This is a genomic window from Bacillus sp. FSL R7-0646 (assembly GCF_037969865.1).
Taxonomy (GTDB): domain Bacteria; phylum Bacillota; class Bacilli; order Bacillales; family Bacillaceae; genus Bacillus; species Bacillus licheniformis.
The window spans coordinates 2,583,158-2,601,069 of record NZ_CP150217.1 but is presented as its reverse complement, the minus strand read 5'-3'; the positions used below and the strand labels follow the sequence as shown (position 1 = coordinate 2,601,069).

Below are 17,912 nucleotides of genomic sequence, written 5' to 3'. Positions count from 1 at the left end.
AACAAAAACCAGGCGTTTATCGGGCCTGGTTTTTGTTTGGAATGAGAAACATGATCAGCGAATGAAACAGATTTGAGAGCGGCAAAAACAATAGGGACGTGACGACGTTGAACAGCAGGCTGAAATGGGCAATCTGCTGGGCGGGGCTTTCGGACAGTCCGGAGATAAAGCCTGTGATTGATGAGAGCAGAGGGTATACAGCTGCTACACCAATGACATTAAACAGAACATGGGCATAAGCTGTTTGCCTGGCTGCAGCTCCGCCTTTGAAGGATGCCATCACGGCCGTAATGCATGTCCCGATGTTGGAGCCAAGAACAACGCTCATCGCTTCGGTCAATCCGACGACACCTTGATCCATAAAGCTCATCAGGATGCCGACACACGCCGAACTGGAATGAATCATCGCGGTCAAAACGGTGCCGATGAACAAAGCGTAAAGCGATGAATCTTCGGCAAGCTGCACGATATAAGCGCCCGAGTCTAGCTGTGACAACGGCACGGCAAGCCGGCTGAAACCGCTGATACAGAAAAAAATAACCCCCAAGCCGATCATGCTTACGCCGACTTGCCGAAAAGGGGATTTTCCGGCAATGAAAAGAGCTGCACCTGCGGCCAAAAGGGCAAAAATCAAAAATTCCAGCTTCACCGCCAAAAATTCCGTTGTGAAAGTGGACCCGATGTTTGTCCCTAAAATGAGCGGAATCGAACGTTTAAATGAAAGAGCGCCTACTGAGACAAACCCTATGACGATCACCATAAATGCCGAGCTGCTTTGCAAAATCCCCGTAAATATAATACTGACCAAAAAAGCTTTCACCGGATGATCCGTGAAAAACAGCAGCCGCTTTTCGATTTTTTCAAATGTTAGTGAAATCAGGCCTTTTCTCAGCATGCTCATGCCTTTGAGAAAAAGAACGATCAATAATACGAACAAGATCAAGATCATCATCAGTTTTTCGAACAGCCTCCTTTATAAATATATACAGACAAGCTGCCGAAATCATGACTGAACAATAAAACGATTCTCCTTGGTTGACCTTACCGGAGGCTTATATTATAATGTCAAAGTACATGTTTATATGTATGTCTTTTTTTAAAGCAGTCGATTGGTGTATTCGGAGGGAGGGAAAGAGAATGTCAAAAACGGTCGTTAGAAAAAACGAATCGCTTGAAGATGCTCTTCGTCGCTTCAAACGCAGTGTATCAAAGACAGGTACTTTGCAGGAAGCAAGAAAGCGTGAATTTTATGAAAAACCTAGCGTAAGACGCAAGAAAAAGTCTGAAGCTGCAAGAAAGCGCAAATACTAAAAGAGGGTGGATTTATGAGTCTTCTTGAGCGGCTGAATCAAGATATGAAGCTCTATATGAAAAACCGTGAGAAAGACAAACTGACTGTCATTCGCATGGTCAAAGCTTCGCTTCAAAACGAAGCAATCAAGCTTAAGAAAGACAGGCTGACCGATGATGAAGAACTGACTGTTCTTTCTCGTGAATTAAAACAGCGTAAAGACTCCCTCCATGAATTTTCAAACGCTAATCGTTCAGATTTAGTAGATAAAGTTCAAAAAGAGTTAGACATTCTGGAAGCTTATATGCCTGAACAGCTGACGGAAGAAGAGCTGCTCGACATCGTCAACGAGACGATCGCCGAAGTCGGGGCTTCTTCAAAAGCGGATATGGGCAAAGTGATGAGCGCTGTCATGCCGAAAGTCAAAGGCAAGGCGGACGGCGGTCTCGTCAATAAGCTTGTCAGCAAACAACTGTCTTGAGAAAAAGACGCCTTTTAAGCAATTAAAGGCGTCTTTTTTTGTGCGTGTTCATACAATAGAAAAGTAGTAGAAAGATGAAACCTTTGCTACATGTATAACGTATGTAATGTTAATGATAATAGGGGAAGGAGGCCTCATCCATCATTGCTGCTGAAAAAATTTAGAATTTTTGTTGCTCTGGCCTGCGGTTTTGTTTTATTCTTATTACTAGGCGTTCATTTGACCGTGAAAGCGGATGGAGATACAGTGTATGTCATTCCGATCGAAGAAACCGTTGAAAAAGGGCTTTCAAAATTTCTTGAGCGCTCATTTCAAGAAGCGGAAGATATGAATGCCAAACATATCATACTCGATATCAATACCCCCGGCGGAGCGGTCGACGCAGTCCTTGACATGGCTGATACGATACATAACTCCGACATTCCGGTGACCGCTTATGTGAATAGAAGGGCTCTGTCCGCAGGCGCTTACCTCGCCTTGAATGCAGACGATATTTATATGGCGCCCGGCGGAAAAATGGGAGCTGCCGCGATCATTGACACGCAGGGAAATGCCGCTGACAAAAAGTCGGAATCGCTGTGGCTGGCTGAAATGGAAGACGCAGCCAAAAAAAACGGACGTGATCCGAAATACGCTCTCGCGATGGCCGATGCAGACGTCGATGCTAAAGAAGTAGGGGCGCCAAAGGGCGAGCTGCTCACATTAAGCCCTGACAAAGCGCTGAAAGTCGGCTATTCCGAAGGCACAGTTTCGAGCCTTGATGATCTTTTGAAAAAGCTGAATTTGAAGGATGCCAAAATCGAGCGTGCCGAGGTAAGCTTTGCCGAAAAGGTGGCCAGGTTTATCACGCATCCGGTCGTGATTCCGATTCTTCTTTCAATCGGAAGCCTCGGGCTGATTGTGGAGCTTTATTCTCCTGGTTTTGGGATCCCCGGCTTTATGGGACTCACCGCATTGCTGCTCTTTTTCTACGGTCATCTCGTCGCCGGGCTTGCCGGAATGGAAACGATCCTTCTGTTTGCAGCAGGCATTATTTTAATCATTTTAGAGATTTTTCTGCCGGGCGGAATAGCAGGGATTGCCGGCCTGATCGCAATTGTTGCGAGCCTCTTTTTAGCTTCGGGAAGCTTTAAGGTCATGGCCGTCTCCATTTTGATTGCAACTGCTGTTTCGATAGCGGCATCCATTCTATTGACAAGGGTGTTGGGTAAGCGTATGAAATTTTTTAAAAAATTGATCTTAACCGACTCGACAAGCACAGAAAGCGGATACGTGTCAAATGAAAGCCGGCGCGATTTAATTGGCAAAATCGGCGTCACGTATACACCGCTCAGACCGTCCGGAACGGTCATCATCGACGATGAACGGCTTGATGTTGTATCTGAAGGCTCGTTCACCGCAAAGGATAAGAAAGTGAAAGTGGTTAAAGTGGAAGGCTCACGCATTGTTGTGAGAGAATTATAAATTACATTTTTAGGAGGAATATAATGGATCCGTCAACACTGTTTCTTTTACTTATTATCGCAGCCGGAATCATCCTACTAGCTGTCTTCTTTACATTCGTCCCGGTCATGCTGTGGATCTCGGCTTTGGCCGCTGGTGTTAAAATCAGCATTTTCACACTGATCGGAATGAGGCTCCGCCGCGTCATTCCAAACCGCGTGGTGAACCCGCTCATCAAAGCGCACAAAGCGGGACTTGATGTTGCCATCAATCAGCTGGAAAGCCACTATCTTGCAGGGGGTAATGTTGACCGGGTCGTCAACGCGCTTATCGCTGCCCAACGTGCAAACATTGAACTTACATTCGCCAGATGTGCGGCCATCGATTTAGCGGGCCGTGACGTGCTTGAAGCCGTTCAAATGAGCGTTAATCCGAAAGTCATCGAAACGCCGTTTATTGCCGGTGTAGCAATGGATGGTATCGAAGTGAAAGCAAAAGCGAGAATCACGGTTCGCGCTAACATCGACCGCCTTGTCGGGGGAGCGGGCGAAGAAACGATCATTGCCCGTGTCGGCGAAGGGATCGTTTCGACAATCGGTTCTTCCGATAATCATAAAAAAGTGCTTGAAAACCCAGATATGATTTCACAAACCGTATTGAGCAAAGGGTTGGATTCAGGTACAGCGTTTGAAATTCTATCGATCGATATCGCTGACGTTGACATCGGCAAAAACATCGGAGCGATTCTGCAAACCGACCAGGCTGAAGCCGATAAAAACATCGCCCAGGCGAAAGCGGAAGAGCGCCGCGCCATGGCGGTTGCGCAAGAACAGGAAATGCGCGCCCGCGTCGAAGAAATGCGCGCCAAAGTCGTCGAAGCCGAAGCCGAAGTGCCGCTTGCAATGTCTGAAGCTCTCCGCAGCGGAAAAATCGGCGTCATGGACTACCTCAATATGAAAAACATCGACGCCGACACTGACATGCGCGATTCTTTCGGAAAGATGACGAAAGACCAAAATGAAGAGGATCATAAATAAACAAGCCCCTGTAAAAAGGAGGGAGCTCATTGCTTGATATCCTGTTCGACAATCCGATTATCATGGCGGCCATCATCGCAGCCATTTCCTTCATATTCAACAAGCTCGGAAAAAACGATGAAAATGAAGAAGCGAAGCGAAAACCGGCGCCTGAACAGCAGAGGACGCAGACGCCGAAGCCGAAACAGACGGCGCAGCACCGTCCTGCAAAAAATAAAAACCAGCGGCCGGCAGCGGCAGCTGCAAACAGCGCAGATATGGAAGCAGAGCTCCGCAGAATCAAAGAAGATGCCGAGCGTTCCATGCCGGCCGTTGAACGGACCATTAAAAAGCAGAGCAGCCGGGTGATCAACCGGAAGCAAGAGCTGCTCGACATGAATAAAAAAACAATAGTTCAAGGCATTGTCCTCAGTGAAGTATTCGGCCCTCCGCGGTCGAGAAAGCCGCATTACACAATGAGGCGCCGGCCTAAAATTTAAGTATTAGAACCCCCTTCTCACTCATACATATGAGATGAAAGGGGGTTCTTTTTTTATGGCGCAAAGAAAAAACCGCATCAAAGCGTGGCTGACAAGAACACTGGAAATTCCCCCTGATGTCATGATGGATCTTCCGAGAATTACGATGATAGGAAGACTTCACATATATATTGAAAACCACAGAGGGCTTTTGCTTTTCAGCGATACGGAAGTAAGGCTGATGCTCAAACAGGGGCAGTGCATCATTCAAGGCAAAGACTTTGTCATCAAAACGATTTTGCCTGAGGAAATTCTGCTTGAAGGCACGATTGAGCTTGTCCGCTATATCGATTCATAAGTCGGGGGGAAAGAAGCGTGAAGAATAAATGGCTTTCTTTTTTTTCAGGAAAGATCCAGCTTAAGATAACGGGAAAAGGGATCGAACGGTTATTAAATGAATGCACCAGGCGCAACATCCCGATGTTTAATGTAAAGAAAAAGAAAGACGCCGTCTTTCTTTATATTCCGCTTTCTGATGTACATGCCTTCCGGAAGGTCATCAGAGGCTTCGACTGCAAGTGCAGGTTCATCAAACGAAAAGGGTTTCCTTTCCTCGTGCAGAAGTCTAAACGGAATAGCGGCTTCACTTTTGGAGTTGCTGCATTTTTTATCATCATGTTCCTATTGTCCAACATGCTTTGGAAAATTGATATTACAGGAGCCAATCCAGAGACAGAACATCAAATCAGACAGCAATTGGATCAAATCGGCGTCAAAAAAGGCCGCTTTCAGTTTTCAATGCTGACCCCGGAAAAAATTCAGCAGGCGCTCACAAAGCGGGTCGAAAACATCACTTGGGTGGGCATTGAGTTAAACGGCACCGCCCTTCACATGAAAGTCGTTGAAAAGAATGAACCTGACAAAGAAAAATATATCGGTCCGAGGCACATCGTCGCCAAAAAAGGGGCGACCATCTCGAAAATGTTCGTGGAAAAAGGCGAGCCGCTCGTCACGGTGAACCAGCACGTTGAAAAAGGGCAAATGCTCGTTTCCGGGCTGATCGGAAGCGAAGAGGAAAAGCAAAAAGTCGGAGCAAAAGGGAAAATCTATGGTGAAACCTGGTACAAGTCAACAGTAACGGTTCCTCTTGAGACATCATTTGACGTTTTTACGGGTAAAGTAAGGACAAGTCACAAGCTATCCCTCGGATCATTTTCCGTGCCGATCTGGGGCTTTTCATTTAAAAAAGAAGACTTCTCGCGCCCGAAGACGGAGACCGAAAAACACTCGCTGCATTTTATGAATTTTAAGCTTCCTGTCGCTTATGAAAAGGAGCATATGAGGGAGAGCGAACAAATCAAAAGGGTGTACTCGAAAAAAGAAGCAGTTCTTGAAGGAATCGAAATGGGAAAAAGAGACATCAGGAAAAAAATCGGCAGAGACGGGAACATTATCAGTGAAAAAGTTTTGCACGAAACGAGCGAGAATGGTAAAGTTAAATTGATCATCCTTTACCAGGTTATTGAAAACATTGTTCAAACAACACCAATTGTTCAGGAGACTAAAGAATGACAGAACACTTACTTGCGATTCATCAGCAACTGGAAAGTCCGAATGAGGCTCAAGCGCTGTTTGGGAACCAGGATTCCCATTTGAAGTTGATGGAGGAAGAGCTGAACATTTCAATTGTCACGCGCGGAGAAACCGTGTATGTGACAGGAGATGAAGAAACGTTTGAAATCGCGGACAGCCTGCTTGCCTCTCTCCTAAATCTGATCCGCAAAGGAATCGAGATATCCGAACGCGATGTCTTGTATGCGATCAAGATGGCGAAAAAGCAGAAGCTTGAGTTTTTTGAAAGCATGTATGAAGAGGAAATTACGAAAAACGCCAAAGGAAAACCGATCAGAGTCAAAACCATCGGTCAAAGAGAATACATCGCCGCCATGAAAAGGCACGACTTAATCTTCGGCATCGGCCCAGCAGGAACGGGGAAAACCTATTTGGCTGTCGTAAAGGCCGTTCATGAACTGAAAAACGGACGCATCAAAAAGATCATTTTGACAAGACCAGCTGTTGAAGCAGGGGAAAGCCTCGGATTTTTACCGGGGGATTTAAAGGAGAAAGTCGACCCTTATTTAAGGCCGCTGTACGATGCGCTCCATGATGTGCTCGGAACGGACCATACGGCACGGCTGCTTGAAAGAGGAACGATTGAAATCGCGCCGCTTGCTTACATGAGGGGGCGGACGCTTGACGACGCATTTGTGATTTTGGATGAAGCGCAGAATACGACACCGGCACAAATGAAAATGTTTTTGACGAGATTGGGTTTTGGATCTAAAATGGTCATTACAGGCGACATTACGCAAATCGATTTGCCAAAGGGCGTCACATCAGGGCTTGCCGTTGCAAAAAAGATGCTCCTTGATATCGAGGGCATTTCAATTGTTGAACTGGATCAGACGGACGTGGTCAGACACCCGCTTGTCGCCCGTATTATTGAAGCATACGAAAAGTCAAAATAACTCCGAATGGCCCGATCGCCCGTTATCGGGTCATTTTTTAGTTTCCCGCGGGAAAAGAGGTGCTTTTGTTGAAAAAGAAAAAAAGAGGCGGAAAGTTTCGGCTTATCCGCTTGAATAACGGGGGCTTCCTTCCCGTCATTCTTTATGCGGCTTTATCCGCGCTGATGTTCATCCTGCTGTTTTTCCATGTGAGGCCGGAGTCCCTCGACCTCGATTTATTTTCGATCAGCGAGAATACGATCTATGCGCCGGCGACAGTTGAAGACCAAAAGGCAACGGCTAATAAAAAGCAGGAAGCGAGAGAGGAAGTTCCCGACCAGTACACTTTGAAAAAAGAGTACTCTGACAACAGGGTCGACCTTGTCTCATCGATTTTCGACATCATTAAAGAAGTGAAAAAAGAAAGCGCAGAAAAAGAGAAAAAAGACAAGCAGGCCCCATCTGAAAAAGACCAGATCAAATCTGTTGAAGAAAAGCTGACTTCCGATGTGACGGACTCGCTGTCACAGGATTCAGTCAAACACCTGCTGAGGGCCAGCGACGGAGAGCTTTCCATGACGCAGGATTCGGTCATCACCGCCGTCAATGACGTGATGAGCAAAGAAATCCGCGCAGGAAAGCTCGATGAAGCGAAAGAACATGTAACGAAAGAACTGAAGGGCAATTCGATACCTTCAAAATTAAAAAACGCCGCTGATGAAATCGGACGCTTTGCGATCATTCCCAATTACGTATACGATCCTGACAAGACGGAGCAGAAGCGTCAAGAAGCGGCTGACAGCGTACAGCAGGTACAGATCAAGCAGGGGCAGATACTCGTTGAGGAAAATCAGCTGATCGACAGGGAAGTCTATCGAAAGCTCGAATTGACAGGGCTCTTGAGCGGAGCCAACATCTTCAAACCTGTCGGCGGACTGCTGCTTTTAATCGCGCTTTTCATCTCAGCTTTGGTTTACTATTTCGAAAAGCAATACAGCAGCCGGATTCCGAAAAACAAGTCGCTCATGCTGTTTTCGTTGATCACAGGGATCGTTTTAATCGTCATGGAAGTGATCAGCCTGTTTCAGCAGCTTGAAATCGGCCATATCGGCTATCTCGTGCCGATTGCGATGGGCGTGATGCTCATTAAACTGCTGATCAATGAAAGGCTGGCGATCCTGTCGAGCATGATTCTTTCCATTTGCGGAAGCATGATGTTTAACCAGGGTGTGACAGGCACGTTCAACTATGGAATCGGAACGTATTTCTTAATCAGCTCGATGGCGGGTATACTGTTTTTAGGGAAGCATAACGCGAGGGCGAAAATTCTCCAGGCCGGTTTATTTGTCTCTCTGATCAACATCGTTGTTCTGTTTACCCTGCAGCTGATTCAAAACACGGCGCAAACCGGGCTTGAGATGGGTACATATCTTGTCATGGGGGCGGTGTCCGGCATCGGATCGTCAGTTCTTGTTCTCGGACTCATGCCGTTTTTTGAAAGCGGATTTGGCATCCTGTCCACGATGAAGCTTCTCGAGCTTTCAAATCCGAATCATCCGCTGCTCCGCAAAATTCTGACGGAAACACCGGGCACATACCATCACAGCGTTATGGTCGCGAACTTATCTGAGGCGGCATGCGAAGCGGTCGGAGCAAACGGGCTGCTGGCAAGGGTCGGCGCCTATTACCATGATATCGGCAAGACAAAGCGGCCCCAATATTTTATAGAAAACCAAATGAATATTGATAACCCGCATGACAAGCTTTCTCCGCAGCTGAGCAAAAACATTATCATTGCCCATGTGACGGACGGCGCCGATATGCTGAGGGATCATAAAATGCCGAAGGAGCTTGTCGACATAGCCGAACAGCATCACGGCACATCGCTGCTCAAGTTTTTTTACTATAAGGCGAAAGAAAAAGGCGATAAGACGACTGAAGAAGAGTTCCGCTATCCCGGTCCGAAGCCCCAGACAAAAGAGGCGGCGATCATCTCGGTGGCCGACAGCGTCGAAGCGGCCGTCCGCTCAATGCATAACCCTAATCCCGAAAGGATTGAAAAGCTGGTGCGCGGGATCATAGCGGATAAGCTGCAGGACGGGCAGTTTGACGAATGCGATTTGACTTTAAAAGAGCTCAATACTATCGCGAAGACGCTCTGCGAAACGCTGAAAGGCATTTTTCATTCCCGGATAGAATATCCGGAAGCTAATCCTAAACAGAAGGTGAAACATACATGAGTTTAATTCTAGATATCACAGACGAGACCGGACGCGTCCCTGAAGACCGGCTTGCTGAAATTGAAAAGCTTCTTCAATTCGCAGCGGCGGAGGAAGGCGTCGCAGACGGCGCCGAAGTCTCGGTTACGATCGTCAACAATGAAGAGATACAAAAAATCAACAAAGAGTACAGAGGCAAAGATTACCCGACTGACGTCATTTCATTTGCCCTCGAAGAAGACGGCGAAGGAGAGGTTGAAATTATCGGCGCTGATATGCCGCCCGTTCTCGGAGATATCATCATCAGCGTCGATAAAGCCCGGGAACAGGCCGAAGAATACGGACATTCACTGATGAGGGAGCTGGGTTTTCTGACGGTTCACGGCTTTTTGCACCTCCTCGGCTATGACCATATGACAGAGGAAGAAGAAAAAGAGATGTTCACTAAGCAAAAGGAAATTTTGAATCGATATGGGCTCTCAAGATCCTCATAAACAAAACGAATGGCGCCGTCTGAAAATGAGTTTTTCAAACGCCTTTACAGGAATTATCAAGACGTTCATATCAGAGCGCAATTTTAGAATTCACTGCGGAGCCGCCATCCTCGTGATCGCCTGCGGCTTTTTCTTCAGGCTGACGCTGATCGAATGGACCGTCATCTTGATCCTGATCGGCGGAATGCTCGCCTTGGAGCTGATGAATACGGCTGTTGAGCATACGGTCGACCTCTTCACAAAAGAGAACCACCCGCTTGCAAAAGCTGCAAAGGACGCGGCAGCCGGGGCGGTTTGCGTGTTTGCAGCCGTTTCGTGTATGATTGGGTTACTTATCTTTTTGTCAAAATTGTTTTGATGCCCGCCCTTCGTCGTGCGCTATTCTTACAAAAATTTTACATTTGCGATTTGGGCGTGAAAAAGAAGCCATTTTTATGTAAAATAAAAGTGTTAGCGGTACCATCACTGCTATAGGAAGGAATACACACATTGACTAAACAAGAATTGATTGCAGAAGCTTTAAAAGCAAGGGAATTTGCATATGTTCCGTATTCGAAATTCAAAGTCGGCGCTGCACTTTTAACCGAAGACGGCAAGGTGTACAAAGGCTGCAACATTGAAAATGCTGCATACAGCCTGTGCAACTGCGCCGAGCGGACAGCGCTGTTCAAGGCTTATTCAGAAGGGGAAAAATCCTTTAAGATGCTTGCCGTTGCTGCGGATACGCCGGGTCCGGTGTCGCCGTGCGGCGCCTGCAGACAGGTGATTTCCGAACTTTGTTCGCCAAACATGCCTGTCATCTTAACCAATCTGAATGGCCAAGTCAAAGAAATGACGGTTCAAGAATTACTGCCAGGAGCATTTTCATCGGAGGACTTACATGACACAGGAAAGCTTTAAATCAGGATTTGTCTCGATTATCGGACGACCAAACGTAGGAAAATCTACTTTTTTGAATCGCGTAATCGGCCAAAAAATCGCCATCATGAGCGACAAACCGCAAACAACAAGAAACAAAGTGCAAGGTGTGCTGACAACCGATACATCCCAGACGATTTTTATCGATACGCCCGGCATTCATAAACCGAAGCATAAATTGGGCGATTTTATGATGAAGGTGGCGCACAACACTTTAAAGGAAGTCGACTTGATCTTGTTCATGATCAATGCGGAGGAAGGCTACGGAAAAGGCGACGAATTTATCATTGAGCGATTAAAAGGAGTCAAGACGCCGGTATTTTTGATCGTCAACAAAATTGACCGGATTCATCCGGATGAGCTTCTTGTGCTGATCGATGAGTACAGAACCAGGTATCCGTTTCAGGAAATCGTTCCGATCTCCGCCCTTGAGGGAAATAATATCGATACGCTTTTAAAGCAAATTGAGGATTATTTGCCGGAAGGTCCGCAGTTTTACCCGAGTGACCAGGTGACCGATCATCCGGAGCGATTTATCATTTCTGAGCTGATTCGGGAAAAAGTGCTGCATCTGACAAGGGAAGAGATCCCTCACAGCATTGCGGTCTCGATCGAGTCCATTCAAGAACGGGAAAACGGTTCTGTGTATGTGAGCGCGACCATCGTCGTCGAGCGAGATTCGCAAAAAGGGATCGTCATCGGAAAAAGAGGCAGCCTGCTTAAAGAAATCGGCAAGCGGGCAAGAACCGATATCGAGGCGCTGCTCGGGTCATCGGTGTTTTTAGAGCTGTGGGTTAAAGTGCAGAAAGACTGGCGCAACAAGATGTCTCAGCTTCGTGATTTTGGATTTAGAGAAGACGAGTATTAACGGACAGAACTTGACCGCGGTTTAATCGTGACAATATCTCTCGAAATCAAAGATATATTAGAAAAAATTGTTTAACATGAAATGGAGGATACAAGGTCAAGATAATCTTAAGAACTTGGATGTTTAAATAGCTAGTTATAAACAGAAAGGTGGGGCTTTTTATGTTGAATTTTACTTGGAATGTATTTTCACAAACAGGAAGCGTTGACACGTACCTCCTTTTTAAAGAATTGGAAAAGGAGAACCTGGAAAGACCCGAAGTACTTGAAGAAGAGCTAGCGCAAATTGACTTTCCAATTTTGTGATCATGCTTGACCCCTCCAATTTTTGGATGGTGCACATATGCTGACGAAATGTGAAGGTATCGTCCTTCGTACAAACGACTATGGTGAAACAAATAAGATCATTACGCTATTGACGAGAGAACACGGGAAAATCGGTGTGCTGGCAAGGGGCGCCAAAAAGCCGAACAGCCGCTTGTCAGCGATTTCCCAGCCGTTCCTTTATGCATCTTTTTTATTCCGCAAATCATCCGGCCTCGGCACATTGGAGCAGGGCGAGATGATCGAAAGCATGAGGAATATCCGCGAGGATCTGTTTTTAACAGCTTACGCGGCCTACATCGCTGAATTAATCGACAAGGGAACGGAGGAAAAGAAACCGAATCCGTTTTTATTTGAGCTGCTGCTTCAGTCAATGAGGAGGCTGAATGACGGTACAGATCCCGACATTATCGCCAACCTCATCGAAGTCAAAATGCTCAGCGTGATGGGGCTGTATCCGGAGCTGGATGAATGTGTGCACTGCAAAAGCAAAGACGGCACATTTCATTTTTCGATCCGCGACAACGGCTTTATCTGCCACCGCTGTTTTGCGAAAGATCCATACAGGATACCGCTGTCTCCCGCATCCGCCAGGCTGTTGAGACTGTTTTTTTATTTTGACCTGTCAAGGCTCGGAAATGTCTCGGTCAAACAGGAGACGAAGGATGAGCTGAAAAGGGTTATTCAGACGTACTATGACGAGTACTCAGGGATCTACCTGAAATCGCGGCGCTTCATGGAACAAATGGACAATATGAAAAAGATGCTGGACGATGAAAACAAAAGTTGACAACCTCTTCATCTTTTTATAAGATCATGACATGAAGATTGGATTCAATAATGATGTTGCGTTGACGGAAAGAAGTAATTGCGCACAGCCTCATTGAAGCGACTCCGGGGCGGTGAAAGCCGGGGATGAGAGCGCAATGAAAGGCATTCCCTGAGCAACTTTTAAAAAAGAGGCTGAGACATTTCCTCTCAGCAATTAGGGTGGAACCGCGGGAGAACTCTCGTCCCTATGTTTGTGGGTAAAACAAGCATAGGGACGGGAGTTTTTTTCTGCCCAAACCAGCCCTATGCCAAAAATTAAACTTGAAAACACGTTTTGTGGAGGTGCTTCATTTGAATATTCAAGAAATGATTCTGACCCTGCAAAAGCATTGGTCCAATGAAGGATGCGTACTTTTGCAGTCGTATGATGTAGAGAAGGGTGCAGGCACGATGAGCCCATATACATTTTTGCGGAGCCTTGGGCCTGAGCCTTGGAAAGTCGCTTATGTGGAGCCGTCAAGGCGCCCTGCGGACGGAAGATACGGTGACAACCCGAACAGGCTTTATCAGCACCATCAATTTCAGGTGATCATTAAGCCGTCTCCAGACAACATTCAAGAGCTTTATTTAGATTCATTAAAAGCCCTTGGAATCGACCCTCTGGAGCATGATATCCGCTTTGTCGAGGATAACTGGGAAAATCCGTCGCTCGGCTGCGCCGGGCTTGGCTGGGAAGTATGGCTTGACGGCATGGAAATTACCCAGTTCACCTATTTTCAGCAGGTCGGCGGGCTTGAGTGCAAACCGGTTTCCGTGGAAATCACATACGGTATCGAACGCCTTGCTTCTTATATCCAAGATAAAGAAAACGTCTTTGATCTTGAATGGACGAACGGCTATACGATAAAAGACCTGTTCAAGATGGCTGAATACGAGCATTCCGTCTATACGTTTGAGACATCTGACGTCGACATGCTGTTCGAATTGTTTGCAACGTACGAAAAAGAAGCAAATCGCCAGATGGATCAGGGACTTGTCCATCCTGCATATGATTATGTTTTGAAATGCTCGCATACGTTCAACTTGCTTGACGCAAAAGGGGCGATTTCCGTCACAGAGCGCACAGGATATATCGCAAGGGTGAGAAACCTGGCCAGAAAAGTGGCGAAAACGTATTATGATGAACGCGAAAAGTTGGGTTTCCCAATGCTGAAGGAGGAAGAGGCTTCACATGAGTAATCAAGATTTGCTTTTAGAAATCGGATTAGAAGAAATGCCGGCGCGCTTCATGCATGACAGCATGACTCAGCTGGGTGAGAAGCTGGAAAGCTGGCTCAAGGAAAAAAATATTGCCTTTGGTTCCGTCAAGCTGTATAACTCCCCTAGAAGACTGGCCGTTCTTGTCGAGAACGTGGCGGAGAAGCAGGATGATGTGAAAGAAGAAGCGAAAGGACCGGCAAAGAAAATCGCCCTTGACGAAAACGGCGAATGGACAAAGGCGGCCATCGGCTTTTCACGGGGGCAAGGAGCAAGTCCGGAAGATTTGTATTTTAAAGACATCAAAGGAACGGAATATGTATTTGTGCAAAAATTCCAAAAAGGCCAGGATACGTTTTCATTGCTTCCTGAGCTCCGCGATTTGGTGACAAGCCTCCACTTTCCGAAAAACATGCGCTGGGGCAGCGAAGATTTAAAATATATCAGGCCGATTAAATGGATCGTCGCGCTGTTCGGAAGTGAAGTCGTTCCGTTTTCAGTCGCTCATGTCGAAACCGGACGCACAACGCAGGGACACCGCTTCCTCGGAAAAGCAGCCGACTTGAGCGCACCTTCTGAATACGAAGCGACACTGGAAAGCCAGTTTGTGATTGCCGATCCGGCCAAACGGAAGCAGCTGATCGTTAAGCAGCTTGACGAACTGGCTGCTGAAAAGTCTTGGGACATTCCGAGAGACGAGGATCTGCTGGATGAGGTCAACCATCTGGTTGAATATCCAACGGTACTGTTCGGTTCTTACGAAGAGGAATTTCTCGCAATTCCTGAAGAGGTGCTCGTGACAACAATGAAAGAGCATCAGCGTTATTTCCCTGTCAAAGATGAAAACGGCAGCTTGCTTCCTTACTTTGTGACCGTCCGCAACGGAGACAGCCGCGCCCTTGAAAACGTGGCGAGAGGGAATGAAAAAGTGCTGAGAGCAAGGCTTTCAGACGCTTCCTTCTTCTATAAAGAAGATCAAAAATTAAACATTGACGAGAATGTGAGAAAGCTCGAAAAGATCGTTTTCCATGAAGAACTGGGGTCGCTCGGAGATAAAGTGAGACGCACTGAGGCGCTTGCTGAACGGATCGCTGAAGTCATCGGTGCCGATCAAGAGACGGTGCAGCTGATCAAGCGCGCTGCACACATTTCAAAATTCGACCTTGTGACACACATGGTTTACGAATTTCCTGAGCTGCAGGGCATCATGGGTGAAAAATATGCGCGGATGCTCGGTGAGAAAGAAGAAGTTGCGCTCGCAGTCAATGAGCACTATATGCCGAGACAAGCCGGAGGACAAACGCCTTCATCAATCGCCGGCGCCGTCGTCGCATTGGCGGACAAACTCGATACGGTCGCTTCATTCTTCAAAATCGGCGTCATTCCGACAGGATCTCAGGATCCGTATGGACTGAGAAGACAGGCGAGCGGCATCGTCCAAATCCTGCTTGACCGGAACTGGGGCATTTCATTCAAAGAACTGGCTGCGTTTGCCGGACAGGAAGCAAACAGCGAACTGCTCGAATTCTTTAAACAGCGCCTCAAATATGTATTAACAGCGGAAAACATCCGATACGACGTCGTGGATGCCGTGCTCGAAAGCACGAACCTTGAGCCGTATTCGGCTGTCAAAAAAGCCGCCGTCCTTGAATCGGCTGCAGCCAAACCGGAATTTAAAGAAACGGCTGAAGCGCTGGCAAGGGTTATTTCGATCAGCAAAAAGAGCGAAACGAGCGCCATTGACGCTTCACTGTTTGAAAACCCTCAAGAAGAGGAGCTTTTCAAAGCTTATGAGGCGTGCAGGCAGCAAATAGAGACCCTTTACCAAGCAAAAGATTATGAGGGCGCCTTCAGTGAGCTGTCCAAGCTGAAAGAGCCGATTGAAGCGTATTTTGATCATACGATGGTACATGCCGAAGATGAAAGATTAAAAGCAAACCGCCTGGCGCAAATGGCAAGCTTGGCGGAGCTGATCCGATCTTTTGCAAACATCAATGCCATCATTGTAAAATAAACACCGCAGAAGACGGTTGCTGACAGGCTGGCAATCGTCTTTTTGCTCAAATCGATTTTTCACATCCTTGTCAAATACCGCCTGTCTTTTTCATAGAATTCAATTGTAATTGCTGTTATTTTAGTCTTCATATGCGTTATAATATGTTATCGACTTTTATACATAACGAACGAATTGTGAGCTTCGGCTTAAAGGTGGTGAGTACGATCGAACTAAATAAACGTCAGGAGCATATTTTGCAGATTGTCAAAGAGAACGGGCCGATTACCGGAGAACATATCGCGGAAAAGCTGAATCTGACGAGGGCTACCCTTCGTCCGGATTTGGCAATATTGACGATGTCGGGATTTTTGGAAGCAAGGCCGCGGGTCGGTTATTTCTACACGGGAAAGACGGGCACGCAGCTCTTGGCTGATAAGCTGAAAAAACTGCAGGTGAAAGACTTCCAGTCCATTCCGGTGGTCATTCATGAAAATGTCTCCGTTTATGATGCGATTTGCACGATGTTTTTAGAGGACGTAGGAACGCTTTTTGTCGTTGATGATAATGCCATCTTAGTCGGTGTACTTTCACGAAAAGACTTGCTCAGAGCCAGCATCGGCAAACAGGAGCTCCCTTCAATACCCGTCCATATCATTATGACGAGAATGCCGAACATTACGCTTTGCAGGCGCGACGATTTCATTTTGGACATTGCCAAGATGCTCATCGAAAAACAAATTGACGCACTGCCTGTTGTAAAAGATACAGAAAAAGGCTATGAAGTTGTGGGAAGAATTACGAAAACGAACATGACAAAAATTTTAGTCGGCTTATCTGAAAATGAAATCATGTAGAGTGAACTTCAAATGGAGGGATATCATGAGTAATCGGACGATTTATGTTGTATCAGACTCTGTCGGCGAGACCGCTGAGCTCGTAGTCAAAGCGGCTATCAGCCAGTTTAACGGTTCATCCGAGCAGACAAATATCAGGCGGATTCCTTATGTCGAAGACCGCGGAACAATAAAAGAAGTGATCTCGCTGGCAGAAGCGGACGGCGGCATCATCTGTTTTACGCTTGTTGTCCCGGAGATTCGTGAATTTTTAATCGCCGAAGCCGAAAAGGCGAATGTCGTGTATTACGATATCATCGGCCCGCTGATTGAGAAAATGGAGTCGGTCTACGGCTTCAGTGCGAAATATGAGCCGGGCAGAGTCCGACAGCTGGACGAAGATTATTTTAAGAAGGTAGAGGCCATCGAATTTGCGGTTAAATATGACGACGGCAGAGATCCAAGGGGCATCTTAAAAGCGGATATCGTGCTGATCGGCGTGTCGAGAACGTCCAAAACTCCGTTATCCCAATACTTGGCGCATAAACGGTTAAAAGTGGCAAACGTTCCGATCGTTCCCGAGGTGGACCCTCCCGAAGAGCTCTTTACCGTTGATCCGGCTAAATGCATCGGGTTAAAAATCAGCCCGGATAAACTGAACCATATCCGCAAGGAGCGCCTGAAATCGCTCGGCCTCAACGACAAAGCCATTTACGCTAATATCAACCGCATCAAAGAAGAGCTTGAATTCTTTGAAAAGATCGTCGGCCGCATTGGCTGCAATGTCGTAGACGTATCAAATAAAGCGGTGGAGGAAACGGCCAACATTATTCACAACATGATGACAAAAAGGGTCTAAGAATAAAACTCAGGACACCCCATCCTGGGTTTTTGCTTTGATGGTTTTGGGAAAAGTGAAAATGATAGCATCTTTAACCCATTTGTATTATAATAAAAAATTGTGATAAAATAATTAACTTTTAGGTTTAAGCTTAGTACAGAACGAATAAACTATT

At 46.6% G+C, this 17,912-nt stretch carries 20 protein-coding genes; 19 read left to right on the top strand and 1 reads right to left on the bottom strand.

The window, feature by feature from the left end; genetic code table 11:
• Positions 1–16: 16 nt before the first annotated feature.
• Entirely contained in the window at positions 17–952 is a 936-nt protein-coding gene (locus MKY62_RS13520) for a Na/Pi symporter (RefSeq protein WP_003183656.1), read from the bottom strand.
• Positions 953–1,137: 185 nt separating this feature from the next.
• On the opposite strand from MKY62_RS13520, the gene rpsU reads away from it, so the two are divergent.
• The 19 genes from rpsU (at position 1,138) to MKY62_RS13425 (ending at position 17,755) form a co-directional block, all read left to right on the top strand.
• Complete coding sequence (gene rpsU / locus MKY62_RS13515; RefSeq protein ID WP_003183654.1) at positions 1,138–1,311, top strand: 30S ribosomal protein S21; 174 nt, start codon at positions 1,138–1,140, stop codon at positions 1,309–1,311.
• A gap of 14 nt (positions 1,312–1,325) precedes the next feature.
• Positions 1,326–1,772 (top strand): GatB/YqeY domain-containing protein, encoded by a 447-nt coding sequence (locus tag MKY62_RS13510; RefSeq protein WP_003183651.1) that lies wholly within the window; start codon positions 1,326–1,328, stop codon positions 1,770–1,772.
• A gap of 144 nt (positions 1,773–1,916) precedes the next feature.
• Complete coding sequence (locus MKY62_RS13505; RefSeq protein WP_003183649.1) at positions 1,917–3,236, top strand: nodulation protein NfeD; 1,320 nt, start codon at positions 1,917–1,919, stop codon at positions 3,234–3,236.
• Between the two features lie 23 nt (positions 3,237–3,259).
• Positions 3,260–4,252 (top strand): flotillin-like protein FloA, encoded by a 993-nt coding sequence (gene floA / locus MKY62_RS13500; protein ID WP_003183647.1) that lies wholly within the window; start codon positions 3,260–3,262, stop codon positions 4,250–4,252.
• Positions 4,253–4,281: 29 nt separating this feature from the next.
• The gene (locus MKY62_RS13495) at positions 4,282–4,731 is read left to right on the top strand and encodes a hypothetical protein (RefSeq protein WP_003183645.1); all 450 of its coding nucleotides are present in this window, start codon (positions 4,282–4,284) and stop codon (positions 4,729–4,731) included.
• A gap of 55 nt (positions 4,732–4,786) precedes the next feature.
• On the top strand, positions 4,787–5,068 hold the full coding sequence (yqfC, locus tag MKY62_RS13490) for a sporulation protein YqfC (protein WP_003183644.1): 282 nt from the start codon (positions 4,787–4,789) through the stop codon (positions 5,066–5,068).
• Between the two features lie 17 nt (positions 5,069–5,085).
• The gene (gene yqfD, locus MKY62_RS13485) at positions 5,086–6,282 is read left to right on the top strand and encodes a sporulation protein YqfD (protein ID WP_003183642.1); all 1,197 of its coding nucleotides are present in this window, start codon (positions 5,086–5,088) and stop codon (positions 6,280–6,282) included.
• Positions 6,279–7,238 (top strand): PhoH family protein, encoded by a 960-nt coding sequence (locus tag MKY62_RS13480; protein ID WP_003183639.1) that lies wholly within the window; start codon positions 6,279–6,281, stop codon positions 7,236–7,238. The genes yqfD and MKY62_RS13480 overlap by 4 nt, the downstream gene beginning before the upstream one ends.
• Before the next feature lie 164 nt (positions 7,239–7,402).
• Positions 7,403–9,457 (top strand): HD family phosphohydrolase, encoded by a 2,055-nt coding sequence (locus MKY62_RS13475; RefSeq protein ID WP_237562993.1) that lies wholly within the window; start codon positions 7,403–7,405, stop codon positions 9,455–9,457.
• Positions 9,454–9,930: an rRNA maturation RNase YbeY gene (gene ybeY / locus MKY62_RS13470; RefSeq protein WP_003183635.1), complete on the top strand. Its 477-nt coding sequence runs from the start codon at positions 9,454–9,456 to the stop codon at positions 9,928–9,930. The genes MKY62_RS13475 and ybeY overlap by 4 nt, the downstream gene beginning before the upstream one ends.
• On the top strand, positions 9,908–10,288 hold the full coding sequence (locus MKY62_RS13465; RefSeq protein WP_003183633.1) for a diacylglycerol kinase family protein: 381 nt from the start codon (positions 9,908–9,910) through the stop codon (positions 10,286–10,288). Before ybeY ends, MKY62_RS13465 begins: the two co-directional genes overlap by 23 nt.
• A gap of 131 nt (positions 10,289–10,419) precedes the next feature.
• On the top strand, positions 10,420–10,830 hold the full coding sequence (locus MKY62_RS13460; RefSeq protein WP_003183631.1) for a cytidine deaminase: 411 nt from the start codon (positions 10,420–10,422) through the stop codon (positions 10,828–10,830).
• Positions 10,811–11,716, top strand: a complete 906-nt coding sequence (gene era, locus MKY62_RS13455; RefSeq protein ID WP_009327871.1) for a GTPase Era — start codon at positions 10,811–10,813, stop codon at positions 11,714–11,716. Before MKY62_RS13460 ends, era begins: the two co-directional genes overlap by 20 nt.
• A gap of 161 nt (positions 11,717–11,877) precedes the next feature.
• Positions 11,878–12,021, top strand: coding sequence for a YqzL family protein (locus MKY62_RS13450; RefSeq protein WP_003183626.1), 144 nt, complete (start codon positions 11,878–11,880; stop codon positions 12,019–12,021).
• Between the two features lie 37 nt (positions 12,022–12,058).
• Positions 12,059–12,829: a DNA repair protein RecO gene (gene recO / locus MKY62_RS13445; RefSeq protein ID WP_016885480.1), complete on the top strand. Its 771-nt coding sequence runs from the start codon at positions 12,059–12,061 to the stop codon at positions 12,827–12,829.
• Positions 12,830–13,161: 332 nt separating this feature from the next.
• Complete coding sequence (gene glyQ, locus MKY62_RS13440; RefSeq protein ID WP_003183621.1) at positions 13,162–14,049, top strand: glycine--tRNA ligase subunit alpha; 888 nt, start codon at positions 13,162–13,164, stop codon at positions 14,047–14,049.
• The gene (glyS, locus tag MKY62_RS13435; RefSeq protein ID WP_009327872.1) at positions 14,042–16,081 is read left to right on the top strand and encodes a glycine--tRNA ligase subunit beta; all 2,040 of its coding nucleotides are present in this window, start codon (positions 14,042–14,044) and stop codon (positions 16,079–16,081) included. Before glyQ ends, glyS begins: the two co-directional genes overlap by 8 nt.
• 197 nt (positions 16,082–16,278) lie before the next feature.
• The gene (locus tag MKY62_RS13430) at positions 16,279–16,917 is read left to right on the top strand and encodes a helix-turn-helix transcriptional regulator (RefSeq protein WP_025804968.1); all 639 of its coding nucleotides are present in this window, start codon (positions 16,279–16,281) and stop codon (positions 16,915–16,917) included.
• Positions 16,918–16,942: 25 nt separating this feature from the next.
• Positions 16,943–17,755: a pyruvate, water dikinase regulatory protein gene (locus tag MKY62_RS13425; RefSeq protein WP_003183615.1), complete on the top strand. Its 813-nt coding sequence runs from the start codon at positions 16,943–16,945 to the stop codon at positions 17,753–17,755.
• Positions 17,756–17,912: the final 157 nt, after the last annotated feature.

Excerpts from the sequence above, each read along its gene's own strand:
- rpsU (WP_003183654.1), top strand. The coding sequence starts at position 1,138 with ATGTCAAAAACGGTCGTTAGAAAAAACGAATCGCTTGAAGATGCTCTT.
- floA (WP_003183647.1), top strand. The coding sequence starts at position 3,260 with ATGGATCCGTCAACACTGTTTCTTTTACTTATTATCGCAGCCGGAATC.
- era (WP_009327871.1), top strand. The coding sequence starts at position 10,811 with ATGACACAGGAAAGCTTTAAATCAGGATTTGTCTCGATTATCGGACGA.
- MKY62_RS13520 (WP_003183656.1), bottom strand. The coding sequence starts at position 952 with ATGATGATCTTGATCTTGTTCGTATTATTGATCGTTCTTTTTCTCAAA.
- MKY62_RS13480 (WP_003183639.1), top strand. The coding sequence starts at position 6,279 with ATGACAGAACACTTACTTGCGATTCATCAGCAACTGGAAAGTCCGAAT.
- ybeY (WP_003183635.1), top strand. The coding sequence starts at position 9,454 with ATGAGTTTAATTCTAGATATCACAGACGAGACCGGACGCGTCCCTGAA.
- MKY62_RS13465 (WP_003183633.1), top strand. The coding sequence starts at position 9,908 with ATGGGCTCTCAAGATCCTCATAAACAAAACGAATGGCGCCGTCTGAAA.
- MKY62_RS13425 (WP_003183615.1), top strand. The coding sequence starts at position 16,943 with ATGAGTAATCGGACGATTTATGTTGTATCAGACTCTGTCGGCGAGACC.
- glyS (WP_009327872.1), top strand. The coding sequence starts at position 14,042 with ATGAGTAATCAAGATTTGCTTTTAGAAATCGGATTAGAAGAAATGCCG.
- MKY62_RS13475 (WP_237562993.1), top strand. The coding sequence starts at position 7,403 with ATGTTCATCCTGCTGTTTTTCCATGTGAGGCCGGAGTCCCTCGACCTC.
- recO (WP_016885480.1), top strand. The coding sequence starts at position 12,059 with ATGCTGACGAAATGTGAAGGTATCGTCCTTCGTACAAACGACTATGGT.
- MKY62_RS13450 (WP_003183626.1), top strand. The coding sequence starts at position 11,878 with ATGTTGAATTTTACTTGGAATGTATTTTCACAAACAGGAAGCGTTGAC.
- MKY62_RS13510 (WP_003183651.1), top strand. The coding sequence starts at position 1,326 with ATGAGTCTTCTTGAGCGGCTGAATCAAGATATGAAGCTCTATATGAAA.
- yqfC (WP_003183644.1), top strand. The coding sequence starts at position 4,787 with ATGGCGCAAAGAAAAAACCGCATCAAAGCGTGGCTGACAAGAACACTG.